Source organism: Nonomuraea sp. NPDC049637, from assembly GCF_040675235.1.
Taxonomy (GTDB): Bacteria; Actinomycetota; Actinomycetes; order Streptosporangiales; family Streptosporangiaceae; genus Nonomuraea.
Genome location: NZ_JBFAOM010000002.1, coordinates 150,952 through 171,236, shown reverse-complemented (window position 1 = coordinate 171,236; position 20,285 = coordinate 150,952). Strand labels below are relative to the sequence as shown.

The 20,285-nt window shown below is 70.3% G+C and carries 18 protein-coding genes; 4 read left to right on the top strand and 14 right to left on the bottom strand.

Annotated features, from left to right (window positions below; genetic code table 11):
* From AB0J71_RS03220 to AB0J71_RS03210, 3 genes are all read left to right on the top strand, one after another.
* Positions 1–753 carry an SDR family NAD(P)-dependent oxidoreductase gene (locus tag AB0J71_RS03220; protein ID WP_364412426.1) on the top strand — a complete coding sequence of 251 codons (753 nt, stop codon included), beginning with the start codon at positions 1–3 and terminating at the stop codon, positions 751–753.
* Positions 754–843: 90 nt separating this feature from the next.
* A complete protein-coding gene (locus tag AB0J71_RS03215) occupies positions 844–2,235 on the top strand; it encodes a xylan 1,4-beta-xylosidase (RefSeq protein WP_364412423.1) in 1,392 nt (463 codons plus the stop codon).
* 434 nt (positions 2,236–2,669) lie between these two features.
* Positions 2,670–3,449 (top strand): methyltransferase domain-containing protein, encoded by a 780-nt coding sequence (locus AB0J71_RS03210; protein WP_364412420.1) that lies wholly within the window; start codon positions 2,670–2,672, stop codon positions 3,447–3,449.
* A gap of 198 nt (positions 3,450–3,647) precedes the next feature.
* Here the strand turns inward: AB0J71_RS03210 and AB0J71_RS03205 are convergent, their stop codons facing one another.
* Positions 3,648–4,223 carry a TetR/AcrR family transcriptional regulator gene (locus AB0J71_RS03205; RefSeq protein ID WP_364412417.1) on the bottom strand — a complete coding sequence of 192 codons (576 nt, stop codon included), beginning with the start codon at positions 4,221–4,223 and terminating at the stop codon, positions 3,648–3,650.
* Positions 4,224–4,275: 52 nt separating this feature from the next.
* Between AB0J71_RS03205 and AB0J71_RS03200 the strand changes: the two genes are divergently transcribed.
* A complete protein-coding gene (locus tag AB0J71_RS03200; RefSeq protein WP_352326045.1) occupies positions 4,276–4,740 on the top strand; it encodes a DUF2867 domain-containing protein in 465 nt (154 codons plus the stop codon).
* Here AB0J71_RS03200 and AB0J71_RS03195 read toward each other — a convergent pair.
* The 13 genes from AB0J71_RS03195 to AB0J71_RS03135 form a co-directional block, all read right to left on the bottom strand.
* On the bottom strand, positions 4,730–5,704 hold the full coding sequence (locus tag AB0J71_RS03195) for an NAD(P)-dependent alcohol dehydrogenase (RefSeq protein ID WP_364412414.1): 975 nt from the start codon (positions 5,702–5,704) through the stop codon (positions 4,730–4,732). The two genes, AB0J71_RS03200 and AB0J71_RS03195, sit on opposite strands and share 11 nt — an antisense overlap.
* Positions 5,705–5,713: 9 nt before the next feature.
* Positions 5,714–5,980, bottom strand: a complete 267-nt coding sequence (locus AB0J71_RS03190; protein ID WP_352326042.1) for a hypothetical protein — start codon at positions 5,978–5,980, stop codon at positions 5,714–5,716.
* Positions 5,980–6,318 (bottom strand): winged helix-turn-helix domain-containing protein, encoded by a 339-nt coding sequence (locus tag AB0J71_RS03185; RefSeq protein ID WP_352326040.1) that lies wholly within the window; start codon positions 6,316–6,318, stop codon positions 5,980–5,982. Before AB0J71_RS03185 ends, AB0J71_RS03190 begins: the two co-directional genes overlap by 1 nt.
* Before the next feature lie 75 nt (positions 6,319–6,393).
* On the bottom strand, positions 6,394–7,599 hold the full coding sequence (locus AB0J71_RS03180; protein WP_364412411.1) for a DUF418 domain-containing protein: 1,206 nt from the start codon (positions 7,597–7,599) through the stop codon (positions 6,394–6,396).
* Between the two features lie 70 nt (positions 7,600–7,669).
* Positions 7,670–10,876, bottom strand: a complete 3,207-nt coding sequence (locus tag AB0J71_RS03175) for a hypothetical protein (RefSeq protein WP_364412408.1) — start codon at positions 10,874–10,876, stop codon at positions 7,670–7,672.
* Between the two features lie 32 nt (positions 10,877–10,908).
* Positions 10,909–12,225 (bottom strand): hypothetical protein, encoded by a 1,317-nt coding sequence (locus AB0J71_RS03170; protein WP_352327064.1) that lies wholly within the window; start codon positions 12,223–12,225, stop codon positions 10,909–10,911.
* A complete protein-coding gene (locus AB0J71_RS03165; protein WP_352327063.1) occupies positions 12,218–13,021 on the bottom strand; it encodes a polysaccharide deacetylase family protein in 804 nt (267 codons plus the stop codon). Before AB0J71_RS03165 ends, AB0J71_RS03170 begins: the two co-directional genes overlap by 8 nt.
* Positions 13,018–13,959 (bottom strand): glycosyltransferase family 2 protein, encoded by a 942-nt coding sequence (locus tag AB0J71_RS03160; RefSeq protein ID WP_358288006.1) that lies wholly within the window; start codon positions 13,957–13,959, stop codon positions 13,018–13,020. The genes AB0J71_RS03165 and AB0J71_RS03160 overlap by 4 nt, the downstream gene beginning before the upstream one ends.
* Before the next feature lie 11 nt (positions 13,960–13,970).
* Positions 13,971–14,804: a glycosyltransferase family 2 protein gene (locus tag AB0J71_RS03155; protein ID WP_352327061.1), complete on the bottom strand. Its 834-nt coding sequence runs from the start codon at positions 14,802–14,804 to the stop codon at positions 13,971–13,973.
* Between the two features lie 150 nt (positions 14,805–14,954).
* Positions 14,955–16,070: a GNAT family N-acetyltransferase gene (locus tag AB0J71_RS03150; protein ID WP_352327060.1), complete on the bottom strand. Its 1,116-nt coding sequence runs from the start codon at positions 16,068–16,070 to the stop codon at positions 14,955–14,957.
* An 11-nt stretch (positions 16,071–16,081) separates the two neighbouring features.
* Positions 16,082–16,450 (bottom strand): hypothetical protein, encoded by a 369-nt coding sequence (locus tag AB0J71_RS03145; protein WP_352327059.1) that lies wholly within the window; start codon positions 16,448–16,450, stop codon positions 16,082–16,084.
* Between the two features lie 274 nt (positions 16,451–16,724).
* The gene (locus tag AB0J71_RS03140) at positions 16,725–18,254 is read right to left on the bottom strand and encodes a sigma factor-like helix-turn-helix DNA-binding protein (RefSeq protein ID WP_364412405.1); all 1,530 of its coding nucleotides are present in this window, start codon (positions 18,252–18,254) and stop codon (positions 16,725–16,727) included.
* Between the two features lie 139 nt (positions 18,255–18,393).
* Positions 18,394–20,166: a substrate-binding domain-containing protein gene (locus tag AB0J71_RS03135; RefSeq protein ID WP_364412402.1), complete on the bottom strand. Its 1,773-nt coding sequence runs from the start codon at positions 20,164–20,166 to the stop codon at positions 18,394–18,396.
* Between the last annotated feature and the right edge of the window lie 119 nt (positions 20,167–20,285).

Below are 20,285 nucleotides of genomic sequence, written 5' to 3'. Positions count from 1 at the left end.
ATGAGCACAGTTGCACTCATCACCGGAGCGGCCAGCGGCATCGGCGCCGCGGTGGCCCGGCGGCTGTCGTCGGGCGGCGCGAAGTGCGTCCTCGTCGACCGCGACGGCGAGGGCGTCGAACGGGTGGCCAAGGAGGTCGAGGGCGCGTGGCTGGCCGCCGACGTCAGCACCGAGGAAGCCTCCCTGGAGGCCGTCGCGCTCGCCGAGCAGCGGTACGGCCGCCTCGACCTGGTGCATCTCAACGCCGGCATCTCCGGGGGCGTCGACCTGGCGGACTTCGACCTGGAGCGCTACCGCGCGGTGGTCGGCGTGAACGTGGACGGCGTCGTCTTCGGGGTGCGCGCCAGCGTGCCGCTGCTGGCCAGGTCGGGCGGCGGCGCGATCGTGGCCACGTCCTCGCTGGCCGGGCTGGTGGCCTTCGCCGGCGACCCGATCTACACCATGACCAAGCACGCCGTCGTCGGCCTGGTCCGGGCGCTGGCCGAGCCGCTGTCCCAGCAGAACATCCGGATCAACGCCGTCTGCCCCGGATTCACCGACACTCCGCTGGTGGCCGCCGCGCGGGACATGTTCGTCGACGCCGGATTCCCGCTGCTCACCGCCGAGGACGTCGCCGCCGCCGTCGAGTCCGCCTTCTACGCCGAGACGCCGGGCACCCTGCTCGTCGTGCAGCCGGGTAGGCAGCCGGTGGCGTACCGTTACTCAGGGGTTCCCGGGCCCGCGGGCGGTCAGCGCCCACCCGCTTCCGATTGACATCAAGTCTGCTGCAAGCGGAACGATTACCGTCATAAGGGCCGGGCACTGCCTGGCCCTTGTACGTTGCGTGATGGTAAGGAGCGTTCCGTGATTCCCACCGAGGGCAGACACGCGCGCAGACGGTCGCCATGGCCGATCGCCCTGGGGGCCGGCGTCCTCGCGGTCGTGCTCGTCGTCGGCATCATGGTCTACGCGGGCATGCGGTCGAGCCCCCGCGAGGGTTTCAAGGGCGGCGAGGTGGCCGAGGTCGGGCCCACCCAGGCGCCGCCGCGGCTCGAACAGCCGCCCGTGCTCAACGACTGGCCCCGGTGGGGCGTCACGCACACGCAGTACAGCACCGAGACGGAGCCGCGCCAGGTCGTCGACCAGGCCAGGGGCCTGCTCGGGCGGGTGCCGATGCTGCAGAACCAGCACATCATGGGGTGGGGCGTGGGCAACCCCGAGCCGAGCCCCGGCCAGTTCAGCTTCCGCGACCTCGACCGGCGGCTGACGTTCATGGCGTCGTCGCGGGCGGTGCCGGTGATCACCCTGTGCTGCGCGCCCGACTGGATGAAGGGCGGGCAGCCCGGACGTACCGACTGGAGCAAGAACCACACCGTCGCCCCCGAGCCGGAGCACTTCGACGACTACGCCAAGCTGGCCGCGCGGGTGGCCCGGCAGTACCCGACCGTCAAGTACTACATGGTGTGGAACGAGTTCAAGGGCTTCTGGGACCCCTCGACCAACCGCTGGGACGCCGAGGGGTACACCCAGCTCTACAACAAGGTCTACGCGGCGCTGAAGAAGGTCGACCCGCAGATCAAGGTGGGCGGGCCGTACATGCCGATCGAGACCGGCTCGGGCGGCGGGCCCTCCGAGCTGAAGGGCCCCTGGGGGACCGTCGACCAGCGGGCGCTCGACGCCATCGAGTACTGGATCGAGCACAAGAAGGGCGCCGACTTCATCGTCGTGGACGGCGCCTCGATGACGACCGACAAGGGGAACATTCCCGACGACTTCGGCGCGCTCGGCAAGTTCGGCGCGATCACGAAGTGGCTGCGGGAGAAGAGCGGCGACCTGCCCGTCTGGTGGGCCGAGTGGTACGTCGAGCCGGAGAACTCCGGGTGGAGCGAGGAGCGGCGCACGGCCGTCCAGGCGGCGGCGATGATGGAGTTCGCCAGGAGCGGCGTCACCACCGCCCTGTACTGGAACCCGCAGGTGAAGGGGACGGGCCAGTGTGACGGCTGCCTCTGGGCGCCCGGGCGGGGGGACGAGATGCCGATGGCGGGGCTGCTGAGCGGGTTCACCCGGTGGTTCCCGGCGGGGGCGCGGCTCGACAGCGCGGTGACGTCGTCCGACCCGAAGGTGAAGGTGCTGGCGCAGGAGCAGCAGGTCGTCATGGTGAACACGTCCGACCGGGAGGTGACGGCCACGGTGGACGGCAAGACGGTGACGCTGAGGGCGTACGAGATCAAGTGGGCGGGAAGAGGCGGCACCTGACGGCCCCGGCGCCTTCGGCGCCCATGGTCCACCCAGCCCGTTGCCTGGTTGCCGGGTGGGTCTGCTGGAGCCCGCCCTGGTGGGGGCGCCTTCGGCGCTGACGGTTCCACCGTCGGACGCCTTCGGGACCCCCTGGAGGGGCACCTCGCCCCTGGAAAAGCGCCCCTTCGGCCATCCCGGAAGGGCGCTTTCAGTCCCCTCCGGTTGGCGCGTCGTTGCTCTGTTACCGGCGAAGTACTGCGTTCAGCTTCTGCCTCGACTCCTGGGGTTCGCCGCCGCCCTCCCGCAGCGACCCCCCAGCTTCCCAAACCCTGGGACCCGTCCCAGACCAGCCCCCTCGGCACGGTCCACCGCTTCACCGATCCAGATACGCATGAACGTAGAGTGGTCCTCCATAAGCTGAAAGTGACTGACTTGTGACGCCGGGGACCGTGATGACCGACAGCAATGCCGAGCCGCCCATCGTGCACATCCTCGACCCGATGAGCGCGGCCTACGACGCCGCCTTCGCCACCTTCCTGGCCCACACCGACCAGAAGATCCGGGCCCGCGAAGAACTGGCCCGGATCGTGGGACGGCTGCCCCACCGCCGTACGTTCATCGACGCCGGCGCGGGCACGGGCGAGACCACCGCGTGGCTGGAGCCCAGGTTCGACCGGACGATCGCCATCGAGCCGAACGAGCACCTGCGGGCGGAGCTGGCCCGCCGGTGTCCCGGGGCCACGATCCTCGGCCAGGACATCGCCACCGCCGAGCCGCAGGAGACCGCCGACCTGGTGTTGTGCGCGCACGTCCTGTACTACGTGCCGCAGCAGACGTGGCTGGGCCAGCTCCAGAGGCTGGCCTCCTGGACGGCCGAGGGCGGCTTCGCCGTGGTCGTCATGCAGAACCCCGACAGCGACTGCATGCGCCTGCTGCGCCGCTTCACCGGCCACCGCTACGACCTGGACGCCCTCGGACGCGCCTTCGCCGCCACCGCCGGCACCGAGTGGGAGATCGGCATCAGCACCGACCCGGCCTCCGTGACCATGCCCGACCTGGAAACCGCCCTGGCGGTCGCGCAGTTCATGCTGAACGTCGTCCCGCTGCCGGAGCCGCCCGCCATGGACGAGGTCGCCGCCTACCTCCAGGAGAACTTCCGCACCCCGGACGGCTACCGCCTGAGCTGCGACCAGGACTTCCTGGAACTCCGGCGCAACGGCCCGGACGCCTGACAACCGTCCGTCCGAACAGCCCAGCGGCGTCCCGGCGGCTCCGGGATGCGGCCCGGACCGCCCCTCACCCCCGAAGCCGGCCCTGGCGGACCTGCGCGATCGGGCCTGGCGGACCTGCGCGATCGGGCCTGGCGGACCTGCGCGATCGGGCCTGACGGACCTGCGCGGTCGGGCCTGACGAACGTCCGCGGTCGGACCTCACTCGCCCTGGGACCGGGGCGGTGTGACGGCCATCGTGAAAGCCGTCTCGGTGAGGAGCGTCTGGTCGAGCACGATGTGTGGCCGCGTGCCGCGTTCGAGCTGCTGGAGGCCGAGCACCACCGCCAGCGCGAGCAGCGCCCGGCGTTCCGCCTCCTCCTCGTCGAAGCCCAGCCCCACCAGGAGACCGGCGACGAAGTCGACGCGGCGGCGGGTGACCCGGGTGACGATGTCGGCGACGCCCTCGCGTTCGGCGTCGAGGTAGAGGCGGCTCTCGCCGCCGCGCCGCCCGGCGCGGGCCGCGACCGTGCCGAACAGGGCGCGCAGCCGGGCGCGCGGCTCGGCCTCGGCGGAGGCGGCCGCGATGATGTGCTCGGTCTCCTCTGCCTCCCAGCGCTCCATGACCGCCCGGACGAGCGCGCCGCGGTCGGCGTGGTGCCAGTAGAAGGAGCCCTTGGTGGTGCCGAGGTCGCGGGCGACGGCCTCGACCCGCACCGAGTCCAGCCCGATCTTGGTGAACCGCGCGTACGCCGCGTCCACCCACTGTTCCGCCGTGATCCGGCCCCCTTGCGCCATTCGCCATACGGTACCGTATAGTCCTCACCATACGGCACCGTATGGAGGCGTCATGAGAACACCCGTCTACTGGTCGTCCGCCCTGGACGACATGCCCGCGCCCGACTACGCCGACGTGGTCGTCGGCGTGCTGCCGCCGCGCGCGACCGCCGATCCGCGGGCCTGGGCGAAGGCCGTCTTCTCGGTCGCGTCGATGCCCCGCTGGATCGCCGCGGCCCTGTGGTTGCGCCAGGCGGTCGTGCCGCTGGCCGGCATCCCGCGCGCGCCGCGCGACGTCTTCCAGGTCGCCCGGGTCGAGGGGGAGGAGGCGCTGATCGTGGCCGACGACCGGCACCTGGACTTCCGCTGCGGGGTGGGGGTCGACCGCGAGGCGCGGCTCGTGCGGGTCACGACCACCGTCCGGCTGAAGGGCCGGCGCGGCCGGCTCTACTTCTGGCCGGTACGCCTCGTGCACCCGATCATCGTCCGGGCCATGCTGCGCTCCGCCCAGCGCCGCCTGGGTGCGCCTACAGGGTGACGACGACCTTGCCCGTGGCGTGGCCCTGCTCGACGTGGGCGATGGCCTCGGGCACCTGGTCCAGCCGGTACGTCCGGCTGACGACCGGGACGACCTCGCCCGCCTCGACGAGCCCGCGCACGGCGGCCAGCGTGTCCCGGTCCGGGGCGGTGACGAAGTTGACCATGCGCTGCCGGACGAACGGCTTGGTCGCGAGCACGCGCAGGATGCGCCCGGCCGGCCCGAGCAGCGATCCACCGCCGGAGCCCCCGTTGGGGACGTAGGTGCCGGTGGGGGTGAGGGCCCGCCGGTAGTCCGCGAGACGCCGGTCGCCGACGTTGTCGAGGATGAGGTCGTACCGGCCGGTGTTGTGGCTGAAGTCCTGTCTGGTGTAGTCGATGACCTCGTCGGCCCCCAAGGACGCGACCAGCTCCGCCTTGCCGCCGTTGCACACGCCGGTCACCTCGGCGCCCAGCGCCTTGGCGATCTGCACCGCGAACGTCCCCACCCCGCCCGCCGCGCCGACGACCAGGACCTTCTGCCCTGGTTTGACCTCACCTCTGACGGCCAGGGCCTCGTAGGCGGTCAGCGCCGCCAGCGGCACGGCCGCCGCCTGCTCGTACGTAGAACCGGCCGGCTTCTCCAGCAGCACCTTGTCCTGGGGGACGGCGACGTACTCGGCGAAGGTGCCCCGGAAGTGGCCGAACACCTCGTCGCCGGGCTTCAGCCGGGTGACGTTGCGGCCCGTCGCCTCGACCTGCCCGGCCAGGTCCATGCCGAGCCCGTCGAACGTGGGCCGGCGCAGCCCGGAGACGGCCCGCATCACGTACGGCAGGCCGCGCACGAAGTGCCAGTCGCCCGGGTTGACGGACGCGGCCCGCACCCGGACCAGCACGTCGTCGTCGCCGACCGGCGGCGGGTCGACCTCGCGCAGCTCGATGACGGCCTCGGGCGGCCCGTAGGCGGCGTAACGGATGGCTTTCATGGCACGCTCCTACTCGACGGTTCTGAGGATCTGCTCGATCGACGCCGTGCGGGCGCGCAGTTCGGCCAGGTCGGCCGCCGAGCGCTGCTGGGCGTCGAGGGTGTTCTCGGCGAGCTGCTCGAACCTGTGCACGAGCCGGCGCAGGTCGTCCTTCTGCAGGGCCTCCAGCTTCGCCTTGCGGAAGTCGAAGAGGCCGACGATGACCAGGCAGATCAGGAAGCCGGTCACGAGCAGCACGCCGAGGATGAAGATCACCTCGGGCCAGGCGGTGGGCATCAGGGGCGCTCCTTGGGCTCCGGGTCGGGCGCGGTGAGGGTCTTGGCCGCCTCGGCCAGCGCCGCTGCGGTGAGGTGGACGTCGAAGTCGGTGACTTCGTAGTACTTCATGGCCTTGCCGTCCTCGGAGAGCTCCAGCGTGCCGACGATCAGGCCGGCCGCTTCCAGCCGCCGCAGGTGCATGTGGAGGAGCGGACGGCTGACGCCGATCTCGCGGGCCAGGTGGCTCACATAGTCGCGGCCGGCGGCCAGGGTCGCGACGATGCGCACCCGCAGGGGGTTGCCCAGCGCCGCCAGCATCTCGACCAGCTCGTCACCGGTCGGCGCGGCATCGGTCATGGTTTCCCGTCACGTGAAAGATTTTCCTTACACATGAGAGCGTACCTCGCCCAAGGGACATTTGGACAGACGATTTCAGACGGCCTGCGCGGAATCGGGAACCTTGTGCCGCTGGCCCGTGGGCCTGCGCCAGTACGTCAGGTAGCGCAGCACCCACTCCACCGGCCCGTACCGGTGTCCCTTGAGCCACCAGTGGCTGTAGAGCACCTGGACGGTGAAGATGGCCAGCGCGATCAGCACCTCGACGGCGGGGCTGACCCGGTCCACCAGGGCCAGGCCGTAACCGGTGAAGATCAGCGAACAGATCAGCGACTGGCCCAGGTAGTTCGACAGGGCCATCCGCCCGGGGGCGGCCAGGGCCCGGCCCACCCGCGGCAGGTACGGCAGCACCCGCAGGAACGTGGCCGCGTACGCGGCGGCCAGCAGCGGCGCGGTCACCAGGTCGATGGCCTCGCCCAGGAACTTGTTCACCGTGCCGTTCCAGGCCGACTGCGTGTAGACGAAGGCGCCGGCCAGCCCGACCGTGAACCCGGTCCACTGCAACCTGCGCAGCGCCACCTTGTGCGCCGACAGGTTCCGCAGCACGCCCAGCTTGCCGACCGCCAGCCCGATCAGGCACGCGGCCAGCACCGCCGGCCCCTGGAACAGCACCCGCAGCAGGACGATCAGCGACAGCTTGCGCATGTGCTCGGAGATGATCTGCCAGAACACCCCGCCGAGTGCGGTGTCGGACCTGGCGGCCTCGGCGGTGCCCTCGGCGACCGTGCCGGACGCGTCCAGGCCGACCATCGCCAGCAGGGCCAGCATCAGGAACCCGAACGCGAGCATCAGGGTCAGCAGCCCGGCCAGCACGATCGCGGTCTTGGGGCCGATCCTGCGCAGCACCAGCAGCGCGATCCCGACGAACGCGTACGTGGTCAGGATGTCGCCGGGGAACAGCAGCACCGCGTGGGCCAGGCCGATCAGCAGCAGCCCGCCCAGGCGGCGCAGGAACATCGGCACGAACGCCCGCCCCTGCCGGACGGCCGAGTCGAGCTGGAGCGTGAAGCTGTAGCCGAACAGGAAGGAGAACAGCAGGTAGAACTTGTTCTCCATGAACAGCGTCACGGTCCAGCGCACGACCCAGTCGAGGGAGGAGTCGAAGCCGGGCTCCGCCATCCCGGCCATCCGGAAACCGGAGGCCAGGAAGGCGATGTTGACGACGAGGATGCCCAGCAGCGAGAAGCCGCGCAGGGCGTCCACAGAAGTGATCCTCGCAGCCGCGAGTCGTGCATCGGGCATGGCGGGAAGTGTCTCCTGTGTCCTCATCAGGCCTACATCATCCCGCAAAACCTTAGCGTTTCCTGTGAATTCAGTTATTTAGTGCGATGTGGATAAATCTCTCCACGATCACTGCTATAGAGATCAAGAACGACGGGATGGCCAGGAACATCAGCCCTCTGCGCGCCCGTCGTGCCCGGTTCGGCCCGTTCAGCCCGATGACCTCGTAGCCGAACAGCGCCACCCACGTCACGACCAGCGCCCCGATGCCGACGGGCGTCCAGGGCGAGGTGGGGTCGCCGCGGCCCTTGTAGGGGTTGGGATCGGGGATCTCCGTGCCCTTCACGAACTTCTTCCAGGTGTAGAGCGCGGCGTCGTCGTTGGAGAAGACCTTCTTCAGGTCGGGCGAGGCGTCGAGGGCGGCCCGGAACCGCTGCCCCCAGTCCTCCGGGAAGCCCTCGTTGAGCTGCAGGTAGCTGACCTGCCCGCGGCTCACCATCAGGTACGAGTTGCGCGGCTGCTCCTTCAGCTTGGCCACCGCGTCGGCGATCTGCGTCGGGTCCTTGTGCACCAGCGCCTGCACGCCGAAGTTGACCAGCTCGACGTCCCGCTCGCCCCACGGCAGGGTCGGCGTGACCTCCGGCCCCTCCTTGGGCACCAGGTAGAGCACCTTGGCGCTCGGCTTGTCGTGGTCGTAGACGTAGTGCAGGGCGGCGACCTCGCCGGTGGTGACCCGTTCGAACTTCTCGTTGCCGTACCGGGCCAGCAGGAACGCGAAGGCGAACAGCACCGCGAAGCAGGCGGCGAGCACGACCGAGATCTTCCTGGTCAGCTCGGGGTTGAAGCGCACGTTCCGCCTGCGCAGCGGCACGGTCTCCTCGCGCACGTCCGCGCTGTCGGCCGGCAGGTTCGGGAAGAACGCGTAGGCGGCCAGCAGGCAGGAGCCCGGCAGCGCGAACATGTAGATGCGCAGGCCGATCTCGCCGCCGTAGCTCTGCAACCCCAGCGCCAGCACCGGCACGCACAGCAGGATCAGCGCGGACCGGTCGAACACCCCGCGGCGCAGCCGCCGGAACAGCCCGGCCGCCGCCAGCGAGAGGATGACCCCGAGGATGCCGAGCCGCGCCTGCAACACCAGCGCGTGCGCCGGGTCGCTGCCCTCGACGCGGTCGGAGGTGGCGCTGCCGATGTTCTGCAGGATCTTGCCCAGGCCGCCGAAGATCGCGTCGATCTGGCCCGCCCAGAACCCGACCGTCATGTAGCTGATCCACGCCAGCGTCACGAGACCGAGGAAGAACGGCAGCGCCCACGTCAGCGAGGTCCGCTTGAAGATCAGGAAGGCCGTCACCACGCCCATCATCATGAACGGCGTGATCTGGTGCGAGGCCACCGACGCGAAGAACAACGCCAGCAACATCAGCAACATCAGCAGCTTGTCGGCCCGGTACGTGCCGGTGTTCACGATCTCGCCGGGCGTCATCGCGTCGAGCCTGCCCAGCAGCTTGCGCAGCCCCTTGGGCGGGATCGGCTTGGTACGCGGCTCCACCCATCCGAACCAGCGCAACAGGATCGCCACGAACGCCAGATACAGGGCGAAGGTGAACCCCTGCGGCGAGAAGTAGTCCTGTCCGATCCACTGCACGAGGATGAACAGCAGCGCCGCGAACCAGCGGGCCCGCGTCGTCGCCACCACCTGGCGCAGGATCAGGACGAACGGGAGAAGGTAGAGCAGGTTCGACAGGAGCGGCGTCCACTGCAGGATCGTCGTCATGTCGGTGATGCCGGCGGCCTTGGTGACGAACGCGAACAACGCGAAGAAGCCCGGCCAGCCCATGCGGGCGTCGATGCTGATCGCCGTCTCGCCCGTCCTGGAGATGAACTCCACGAAACCGGCGTGGATGTACGCCGTGGGAAAACGCGGCTCGGTGGCCACCAGGGCGCCCGCGCCGTGCAGGGCGAACGTGATGGCGGCGATCTGGAACAGCAGCAGGAACTTGCGGTCGGTGCTCTGGGCGACCGTGACGAAGAACGACACGATCATGATCAGGATGGCGATGAACGCCGTCGCCGGCAGCGCCGAGATCAGGCCCAGGCCGTTGATGTTGTCCGGGTCCACACCCCGCAGCGGCCCCGGGGGCACGCGCAGGGCGAGGATGTACATGAGCAGGCCCTCGAGCACGAGGACGACCGGCAACCACTTGGGCGCGCCGGCGATCAGCGCCGCGAGCCGCCCTCCGGCGGCCCGGCCCTGCTGTCCCGCGGCCACGGGCGCGCCTTCGCCGCCCCGCGGGCCGCCCACGCCCTGCCCGTCGCCGGAAGCCGCCGGAGCCCGCTCGACGACCGGCGCCCGCTCGACGGCCGGAGCCCGCTCGACGACCGGAGCCCCGGCGCCGGACGCCGCAACGGCACCGGCACCGGCCGTCCGGGAAGCAGGCGCCCTGAAGGCGACGGTCCTGCCGTCACCATCACCCTCGCCGTCATCGGCGGCGCCGGCCCCCTCGGGGCCGGACGCGTCCGTGCCGGATGCGCCCGCGCTCCCCGCGTCGGCGACCCCGGTACGACCGGCGCCCGCCTCCCCGTTCGGCGAGGCGCCACCCGCGTCGGAGGACGCCCCGGAACGAGCCCCCTCCGTCGCGCCCGATCCGGAGCCCTTCGGGCCACTGACCGGACGTGCGGGTGCCGCGGAGCTCTTCGAGGAGCCGGCGGCAGGGGTGGGGGAGCCGCCCTCGGCGGCCTCGGCGGGCGGAGCCTGGGGAGGCCGCGCCACAGGCATCGGCATGGTCCCGGCGGCCGGCGAGCCCTTCGACTCCGCAGCCGCGCCCTCCCCGGACACCCCTTCGGGACCGGACGCCCCTTCGGGACCGGACGCCCCCTCGGGACCGGACGCCCCCTCGGGACCGGACGCCCCCTCAGGGCCGGACGGCTCGGCCGCCGGGGCGTGGGGCGCCCTGGCGGTGAACGCGTTGGGCCCCACCGTCTTGGGCCGGGCCTCGCCGTCGCGCTCCGCGAACGCCTGCGAAGGCCCGGAAGCGGGCTCGTCAGCCGTGGGCGGGTGGCCGATGTGCAGGGGTGCGGGGACGCGGAAGGCCGTCGTCGTCTCGGCGTTCACCTCCGCCGGGGAGCCGGACGCCGCCGGCGCCTCCTCGTCCGACGCCGGTGGGGACGCCGGAGCGCCTCCTTGCCCGTCGTCGAACGTCAGCCGCGGGATCACCCCCGTGGCCTCCGGATCGAAGGGCGTCTCTGTCTCCTCCCCGGCGTCCTTGCGAACGTCGGAGGAGCCGGTCTTCCCCTTAGTCATGCCATCGCCGTCCCGTTGCCTCACGTTGACCATCATGCGGCCCCGGACGACCCCTGAGTGACAGTCGGCTGCCCAGTTTCACCAAAATTGAGTATTTTGCGTAGATTTCCGAAGATCAGAAGTGCCACCAGCAGCTCGCTGAAGAGCAGCCCGTAACCCACCGCGTTCACCCCGAAGTGCGGGAAGAGGGCCACCGTGGACACCAGCACCAGCACCGCCAGCCCGATCTGCACGAGCGCCAGCGTGCGCGCGTGGCTCTGTGCCCGCAACGCGCTCAGGTACACCTCGATCAGCACCCGCGGCAGCACGGCCAGCGCCATCAGCCGCAGCAGCGTGGACCCCTCGTCGGCGAACTCGGCGCCGAAGACGGTCAGGATCAGCGGCGCCCCGATGATGGCCACCGCGATGATCGGCGTCACGATCATGAAGCCGCGCCGCAGCGCCCGCCGGCAGTTCAGAGCCAGTTTGGAACGATCGAAGGAACCCTCGACCGTCAGCGACACCGCCATGTTCATGGCCAGCAGCTCGATCATGCTGGCCAGCGTGTGGGCCATCGAGAAGCGCCCGAACGTGGCCTCGCCCACCTTGGTCGCCACCACCACGGGCACCAGGTAGACGATCGCCAGGATCGACAGGGTGCCGGGGAAGTCACCGGCCAGGAATCGGCCGATCTGCCGCAGGCCGGGCGGCTCGTGGGCGGTGCCGAGGCTCTTGACGTGCCGGGGCACGACGAAGCCGAAGATCAGCCAGTTGACCGGGATCAGCGCGAGCGCGGTGGGGATCATCCACGAGACGAAGATCCCGCCGTCGGGCAGCGCGCCGGCCAGCGCGACCAGCAGGCCCATCTTGACCAGGCCGAACACCAGGTTGTTGACCGGCACCCAGGTGGCCTTGCGCAACCCGGTGAGCACGACGTCCTGGAGTGTGAAGACGGCCCACACCAGCACCGAGGCCAGGAAGAACAACCCCGGCCCGAACCCGGCCAGCACCGAGTACGTCTTCCCCCACAGCGGCAACGTCAGCAGGAAGCCGAGCGCCGCGACCCCGCCCGTGGCGGCGGCCAGGCCGTAGCCGCGCAGGATGAGCTCGGGCGTGCGCCGACCGGCCACCGGCAGGAAGCGGGCCAGCGCGCCCACGAAGCCGAGCGCGGTCAGCGACGCGAACAGCCGCATCGCGGTGATCACCGCCTGGCCGCGCCCGAACTCCTCGGGGGTGTAGAAGTGCGCCGCCAGCAGCCAGTAGCCCATGCCGAGGGTGCCCGTGACGACCGTGTTGGCCATCAGGGCGTAACCCTGGCGGAAGAGCGGATTGCTGAGGTCGCGCAGGAGCTTTTCCCGCAGGCTAGACATTTCCGCGCACCCGCTGCAGCCCGTACCTCGTCCGCCGGACGACCGCGTACCCCTTGGTGAGGATGCGTTCGCGCAGGTAGATGAGAGGCACGGCGTTGCCTTCGACGGCGCGCTTGAACATGCTGATGGTCGTCGGCTTGCCGACCGTCAGCCGGGGGATGGCCAGCATGTCGTGGCGGTCGGCCGCGATGGTGTTGCTCACGGCGCAGGCGGCGAAGTAGCCGGCCTTGCGCACCTCCTGGCGGACCCGGGCGCTGGAGTAGCCGTAGGGGTAGGCCATGGTGGCGACCGGCGCGCCGATCTTCTCCTCCAGCAGCCCCTTGTTCCTGCGCAGCTCCTGCCGCAGGTCGTCGGTGCGGAGCTGGTCGAGCTGCGGGTGGCTGTGGCTGTGGCCGCCGATCTCGATGCCGTTCTGGGCGGCCTCGCGGGCCTGGCCCCACGACAGCATGTCGTCGAGCGGACGGCCCGCGGCGTCCTTGCCCGCGTCGGCCACCCAGCCGCTGGTCAGGAAGACCGTGGCCGGGAAGTTGTAGCGGTCGAGCAGGGGCAGCGCCTGGCTGTGGAAGTCGGCGTAGCCGTCGTCGAAGGTCAGCACGATCGGCTTCGCCGGCACCGTACGGCCGTCGATCTTGTTCAGCGCGGCCACCAGGTCGCCCAGCGTGAGCGGGGTGAACCCGCTCTCCGACAGGTAGGCGAGCTGCTCGGCCAGGTCGGACGGCCGCACGGCGTGCGGCCGCGTCTCGTCGTTGGGGCTGTCGCTGACCGAGTGGTACATCAGGATCGGAATGCGGATCATGAGCGTGCCACCTTCAGCCGTGCCGTGCCAACCACGTAACCCCAGGTCGTCCAGGCCAGGCCGACGACGATCGCGGCGGCCCTGCCGAGCCCGGACGGATCGCCGCGCAGGGCGTCGCCCACGCCGCGCAGCGCGCCGAGCGGCAGCGTCTTCATGGCGTGGGCACGCTCGCTGGCCAGGCCGTCCTGGGTGCCGACCTCCCGCGTGACCAGGGCCTTCGACAGGCCCTCCGCGTAGCACCTGGACCTGAAGTAGGCGAAGCCCTCGCGCTGCCTGGACACCTTGTGCCCGATGACCGCGCGGGGCTCGAACAGCATGACCGAGCCCGGCTTGCGCTGGCTCAGCCTGATGCAGAACTCGGTCTCCTCGCAGCCCAGCGGGCGCGACTTGCGGCCCTGCACGCTGCGGCCGATGCCGCTGTGGAAGCCGCCGACCTCGGCGACGACCTCGCGCAGGAAGGCGGCGTTGCCGCCCATGACGTTGCGGATCGGCGCGCGTACCGCGGGCATGCCGCGGTACGTGCACCCGACCGTCCAGTCGAACTCGTACGGGAACCAGCGGGGCCGGCGCTTCGACGCCCACAAGGGGTCGGTACGCCCGCCCACGCCCACCACACCGGATTCCTGGAAGCCCTCCTCCAAAGCCTCCAGCCACCCCGCGTCGGCGACCGCGTCGTCGTCGAGAAACGCGACGATCTCACCGGTGGCCGTGGCCACGCCGGTGTTCTTGCCGCCGGACAGCCCCTGCTCGTGCGTGTTCTCCACCACAATGGCCTGTGGATAGGCGCGCTTGAGCTTCAGGTGCAGGTCCGGATTGTGGTCGACCACCAGGATCAGCTCGTGTGCCGGGCGGCTCTGGTTCTCGACCGACTCGACTGCCTGCCTGATGTCCTCCCAGCGCTCTTCTGTGTAGACGCAGATGACAACAGACGTGTTCACAACGGTTCCTCTTACGCGACGCCTCGGTCAGCGGCGGGAGTGGCGGTGGGCTCAGGCTGAGGGGCGGAGGGCTGGCGGCGCCACTCCTTCAGGATCGTCTTGAGCACACGGAAGCCATCTCGTACGGCACGCAGGTTGCTCTCGCCGTGAATGCGGTTGCGCTCGTGGCTGGGCACCTCGTGCACCTTCAGCCCGGCCTTGGCCGCCCGCACGTTCATCAGGGTCTCGACCTCGAAGCCGTCGCAGTCGAGGTCGAGCACGTCGAGGTGACGCGCCCAGAACGCGTTGTAGCCGTAGCACAGGTCGGTGTAGTTCGTCTTGTACATCACGTTGACGATGCCGGTCAGGACCTTGTTGCCCAGGCGCCGGTTGAGCGTCAGGTCGTCGCTGCCGCCCCCGGCGGCGTAACGCGAGCCCTTGACGAAGTCGGCCCCGGTCACGAGGGCGCCCACGAACGAGATGATCTCGCGGCCGTCCGTCGAGCCGTCGGCGTCGATCATGACGATGATGTCGCTGGTGCACGCGGCGAAGCCGGCGGCCAGGGCGTCGCCCTTGCCCTTGCCGGTCTGCGTGACGATCTTCACGTTGGGCCGCAGGCGCCTGGCGACCTCGACCGTGTCGTCGACGGAGTTGCCGTCGACGAGCACGATCTCGTCGACCCACTGGGGGATCGTCGCGAAGACGTGCGGCAGGTTCTCCGCCTCGTTCATCGCCGGCACGACCACGCTCACCGTCGGGGAAATGGCCAGGTGAGGGGTGACGGGCGTGAAACTCGAAGGGGGCGGCATGGAACGCAAGGGGGACTTCTGAACCTTGCCGTTGTGCTTGGTGATCTCGGGACTCATGACGAGGGATATCCTTCCGGGACCCGGCCCTGCTCACCGCACGGAGTCATCCCCGGGTGCTGCGGGAATGACGGAGCCGACGAGCGGTGCATTGTTGGGTCCTGTGGAGTGAGGGTGTGTGCTGGTGCCGGGGGGTGATGCCGGGAGCGTTCAGCCGGCTCCCGTTGGTTCCTTGACTACATTGGGTGACTCCTGCTGCTGCTGCATCGAGGTGCGCACCCGACCAAAACCCTTGAGGACGCGGTCGGCCGCCTTATAAAGAGACGGTCGATCCAACACGATTGTTCGAGCTTTGTTGAAAGGAGTTCGGCCCATCCAGTGGACGGCCGCTGTCGCGGACGGTCGTGAGATGCGGCCCTCGGCGACGTACAGGACCCCGCTCTTGAGCCAGTCTTTGTACTCCTTGCCGCCCTTGCCCATGTCAACCATGTGCATCCCGTCGTTCGCGGCGGCCTCGGCCATCTGCAGATGGTGGACGATGCCGGGCGAGTAGCGGGCGTACTCGGTGTCGTAGGCGGGGAACCACCCTACAAGCGTTGTGGCGGTACGGAGACCGAAATGCCCGGCAACAGGCACGTCCCCGGCATAAAGCATGGTGAGGATGCCGGAGAAGTCCGATGACTTCTCGGCATGCATCATGTCGATGAGTTCGACGATCCAGGGCTGGGCGAACCGGTCGACCCGGCCGGTGCGCCGGTACTGGTCGGACTTCCAGGCCAGGAGCGTGCGCAGGACCTCGGGGTCGGTGGCGTTCCACTCGAAGCGCAGCCCGCCCTGCTCCCGGCCGAACTTGCGCTCCTTGTAGCGGACGGTCTTGAGGTTCTTGGGGGAGTTGGCCTTGACCTGCTCCAGCCACGAGTCGAAGCCGGAGGTGAAATCCATCACGGGGGCCGGGCGCACGTCGGCCTCGTACGGGGCGAACGTCGGCTGGCCGGCGACCAGGTGGTCGAAGTCGAACACGCTGAGCTTGCAGGCGCGCAGCAGCTGCTTGGCGTCGAGCCGCAGGTCGGGGAGCGCGATCAGGCCGTGGCAGGTGGTCAGGAAGCCGCCGAGCGGCTTGCCGATGCCGAAGCTGTGCCGTTCGTACGGGAAGAACCCGGCGATGCGGTTGCCGTCGGAGATGACCGCCACCCTCACGTAGTCACGCAAGCGGTCCATCGCCACGGCGAACTCGACGGAGAGGAACGGGTTGTCCAGACTCGGATCGGCCTTCTGCAGCTCCCGCCATCGGGCGCGTTCGGCGTCTCCGAGGTCTCTCGGGCGCACTACCTGGATGTTCACCTTGCCCTGGCCCCCTGTTCGGTCTGCATGTTCTTCCCCCGGTACAACACGCGAAGCACGTACATGAACCCGCCGAGCACGGCGACCGTCGCCACGCCGGCTCTGGGCGACCATGCGTTGAACAGCAGCATGGCTTCGGCGAGGAGCACGTTCAGGACGAGGCTGGCCGCGGCTCCTACTGATAGTGCGGCAAGGGGGTCACGATCGCGCAACAGCCCCACCACCGCCGCCCCCGGCACCACCATGAGGAACAGGGAGATCAAGAACGGGCGCAGCGGGGTGTCGAGGTCGAACAGCGCGACCACGGCCCCCGCTATGCAGGCGAGCGCCAGCAGCCATGCCAGCGCTCTGCGGTGCTTGAGCATCTCCTGTTTCTCTCCTGCTCTTTCCGGTCAAGACATGGTTGATCGATTTTCATGGGACCAATCCTGGTCCGGGCACGTCAATGCCGACGCTTGGTGAGCCGTTGAGGTTCACCGGCATGGCGAAGTTTCTCCTGTGACGTCCGCCACATGACGTGGTGACTCCGGGTTTCCGGGCGTGTTCCCCAAGCTAACCAGAATGCCCTATGTGGCCTATGATGTTCGAGCCAGGGTCCTGTTTATCCCGTTATGTCCGCTCTCCCTGGGGAAGTGTTCGTCACCCTTGTGGTGCCGCGTCCACATTCGAGCTCGGCCCTTCGCTCGGCGTCTCGGACGGGTCGGCGGTGGGCGTGGGCGGATCGGAAGGGGGATCGGTCTCGGGGGCGCGGTCGGCGTTCCAGGCGAGCGAGCAACTGGCGGCGCCGCCGTTCGAGGTGAACGAGACGCGGCCGCGGCCGCCGGCGCTCGGGTCCACGACGGTCACCCAGATCGACACCGAGCCGCCCGCCTTGACCGAACCGCTGGCGGGGAAGACGTCGAGGCCCTGTGACGCGGTCGCCACCCAGGAGACCGCGGCGTTGCGGGCGCGCAGCCCGATCTTGGCGGCGCCCGCGATCGAAGCGGGACACGTCGTGCCGAGCCGGGCGACCGGCGCGGGCCGGCGGCGGCTCACCGTGGGCGCGGCCGGCCCGCCGCTGGGCCGCCGGGCGGGCCGCCGGACCGTCGGCGTGGCGGACGGGGACGTCTCCGGCGCGTCGGCGCTCGGCGTGGGCTCGGGCGTCACGTCCTCCTCCGGCGCCGGCGTGAGCTCGGCGGAGGGGGAGACGGCAGGCGTGGGCGTCCGGGTGAGCGCGGTCCGCGCGGCGTCGCCGCCGTTCAGCACGACCACCGCCCCGGTCGCGGCCAGCACGCACGCCCCGGCCAGCACCACCGGCCCGAGACGGCGCGGACGGCGGCGGCGCGAGCGCCGTTCGGCGGCCACCGGGAAGCCGGTCCGGTCGAAGTTGTCGCCGCGGTCGGTGATCAGCGTCCTGGTCTGGTCGCGCCCGGGGTCGACGCAGGTGTCCACCACCCGGTGGCGCAGCGAGAGCGGCGGGAACTCGACCGGCACCAGGTCGAGCAGGCGCGAGGCCGACACCTGGCGGTGCTTGCCCTCGGTGCACACCTCGCACCCGGCGATGTGCCCCGACAGCCGCCGCCGCAGCAACGGCGTGAGCGGCCCCTCCCAGGAGTCCACCATCGCCGACAGGTCCGGGCAGTGTGCGCGGCCCGTCTTCGCCAGGACGACCGCCGCGGCCGCGTTCTCCAACTGGTCGCGGGCCCGGCCCAGCCGGGTGGCGGCCTGGCGGGAGGTCAGCCCCAGCACCGAGGCGACCTCGACCGGCGTCAGGCCGTGCCGCAGCGACAGCAGGACGATCTCGCGCTCGTTCCCGCTCAGCTCGCCCAGCGCCTCGCGGACCAGCCCGGCCAGCTCGGAGTCGGGCTCCCCAGGCGCCTGCGGCAGGCCCCCGGCGGGCGTGCCGCGATGCGCCATCCTGGCCCGGACCTGAAACCTGGTCAGCGCGTACACCCAGGCGCGCAGGCGGCCGGCCTCCTTCAGCCGGTCCACGCAGCCCTGCGCGGTCACCAGGGCGTCGTGCACGGCGTCGCCGGCCGAGTCCCGGTCGCCGATCAGCGTGAGGGCGTAGTCGTAGAGCCGTTCGCCGTAGGAGTCGTACAGGGCGGCGGGGGCGTCGGTGTCGGCCCGCCGCAGAGCGGCGACCAGCTCCTGATCGTCGGCGCGGCCGACCGTCGGCCATCCAGGCACGGATTCCCCTCCCCGCGGGTGGAACGGGCGCTCAGGCCCCCACGCGGGAGAGGACGCCGCCTCGATCGGCCAGGTTGACCGGCGCGGCCGCGGTCATGCCGAACCGGCATGAGCTGGTGATCCGTGTGACAGGAGTGGCTCAGCCGTCGCAGTCGGGGGCGCAGAGACGGCGTTCCATGCCCTGGAGGAAGAAGTCGCGGACCTGGAGCACGTCCTTGGCGATGTAGGCCTCGCCGCCGGTCGTGCCGGCCAGCGCGTCCATCTGCTTGCGGCCCGCCTCGGCCTCCGGCCCGAAGGCGATGAGCAGGATGCTGATCGGCCGCTTCGGGTTGTAGGTTTTCTTGAGGTACTGCAGGATCTGGGCGTTCGAGACGCCGCCGTCGGGGTCGTCGTTGCCCGCGCCGTCCGTGAGGATCAGCAGCGTGTTGATCTTGTCTTCCTGGTACGTCTTCGTCAGCTCGGCGTAGGCGGCCTTGATGGTGTCGTTCAGGCCGGTGTCGCCGGTGGCCTTGGCCTGGATCTGCCCGAACTGCCGGACCAATGCCTGCTTGCGCAGCACGCCGTTGGTGGACTCGGCGAGCGGGCCGACGGAGACGAGTTCCTGCCAGTCCTTGCCCTGTCCGTCCATGTGGGTGGAGAACGTCCACAGGCCCAGCTCGGAGTCGGCCGGGAACAGCCCCAGGCCCTCCATGGCGATCTTGTTGATGGCCTGCATGCGGGTCATGTTCGTGCCGGGGACGGGCAGCGCCATCGTGCCGGAGACGTCGAGCAGAGTGAGCAGCCGGGTGCCGAGGTTCAGCCGCGACCAGGTCTGCACCATCGAGGCCACGCTCTTGGCGTCGGGCCTGGGCAGCGCCTCCGGCTTGTCGGGGACGAACCCCTTCTCCTTCGTCAGCGCCTCGCCCGCCTTGCCGTCGGGGCTGCGGAAGCCGGCGTCGCGCAGGATCTTCTTGGCCGCGTCCGTGCCGAGGTCCTGCCTGAAGTCCGCGGCCGCCTTCTGGATCGCCGGGTCCTTGGTGACGATCGTGATCGGGTAGTCGAGGCTGAGCGTGCCCTCCTTGGGATAGAGGGCGACCACCGGGGCCTCGGGCTTCTTGGCGTTGTGGGCGTAGACGGCCTGCTCGGAGGCGACGCCGACCGGCACCTTGCTGCCCGACTTCACCGTCAGGCTGGCCAGCAGCGCCGCTGGGTCGGAGGCGAGCTGGCCGGAGATCTCCTTCAGCGCGCCGACCAGCGCCTTGTTCTGCCCGGCCTCCTTGGCGGAGGTGGCGGCGGCCAGCAGCGCGGCCAGCCCGGCGGAGTTCTTCTGCGGGTCGAGCGCCAGCACCCGGACCTTCCGGCCGGGACCGTCGGGGTTGACCACGTTGGCCGCCGCGATCATGCCCGCCCAGCTCGGCGTGAGGCTGGCGGACAGCTTCGCCGCGGCGGACTTGGCCGCGGCCAGCACGACGGGCGACACGGCGATCGAGCCGGCCGGCTGCGGCAGCGCCGAGCCCGCGGGGGAGTTGCGGAGGTTGCCCACCAGCAGGCTGGAGTCGGCCACCCACACGTCCGCGGCGGACTTGCCGGCGGCCAGCCCGTTCGCGGTCTTGGCCGCCGCCTCCCTGGTCACGGTGACCTCGACGCACTTGCTGTCGATCGAGTGCAGGGCCTTGGTGTAGTTGGCGGCGATCTTGTTGAGCGCGGGGTGGATGTCGGGGGTGGCCACGACGCGCAGCGGCAGCTTGCCGGCCGAGCAGTCGTGCTCCCGGTTGAAGATCACGAACGCCGCGACACCGAGGAGCACGGCCAGCGCGACGGCCCCGGCCAGCGGTACGAGCACCCTGCCACGCCCGCTGACCGACCGCCTGCGGGAGGGTGGTTCCTGGGCTCGGTAGCCGCCGTCGAGCTCGTCTGTCCGGTGTCGCCCCACGATGTCCTCTTAGGTGTGTTGAGACCTTCCGGAGACCCTAGCGGGAGTTGCTCCGCAATACTCCGGGAACACTACTCGGTGGGCTCTGTGTGGCAAAACCGCTCTTTTGGTGCGCCTAT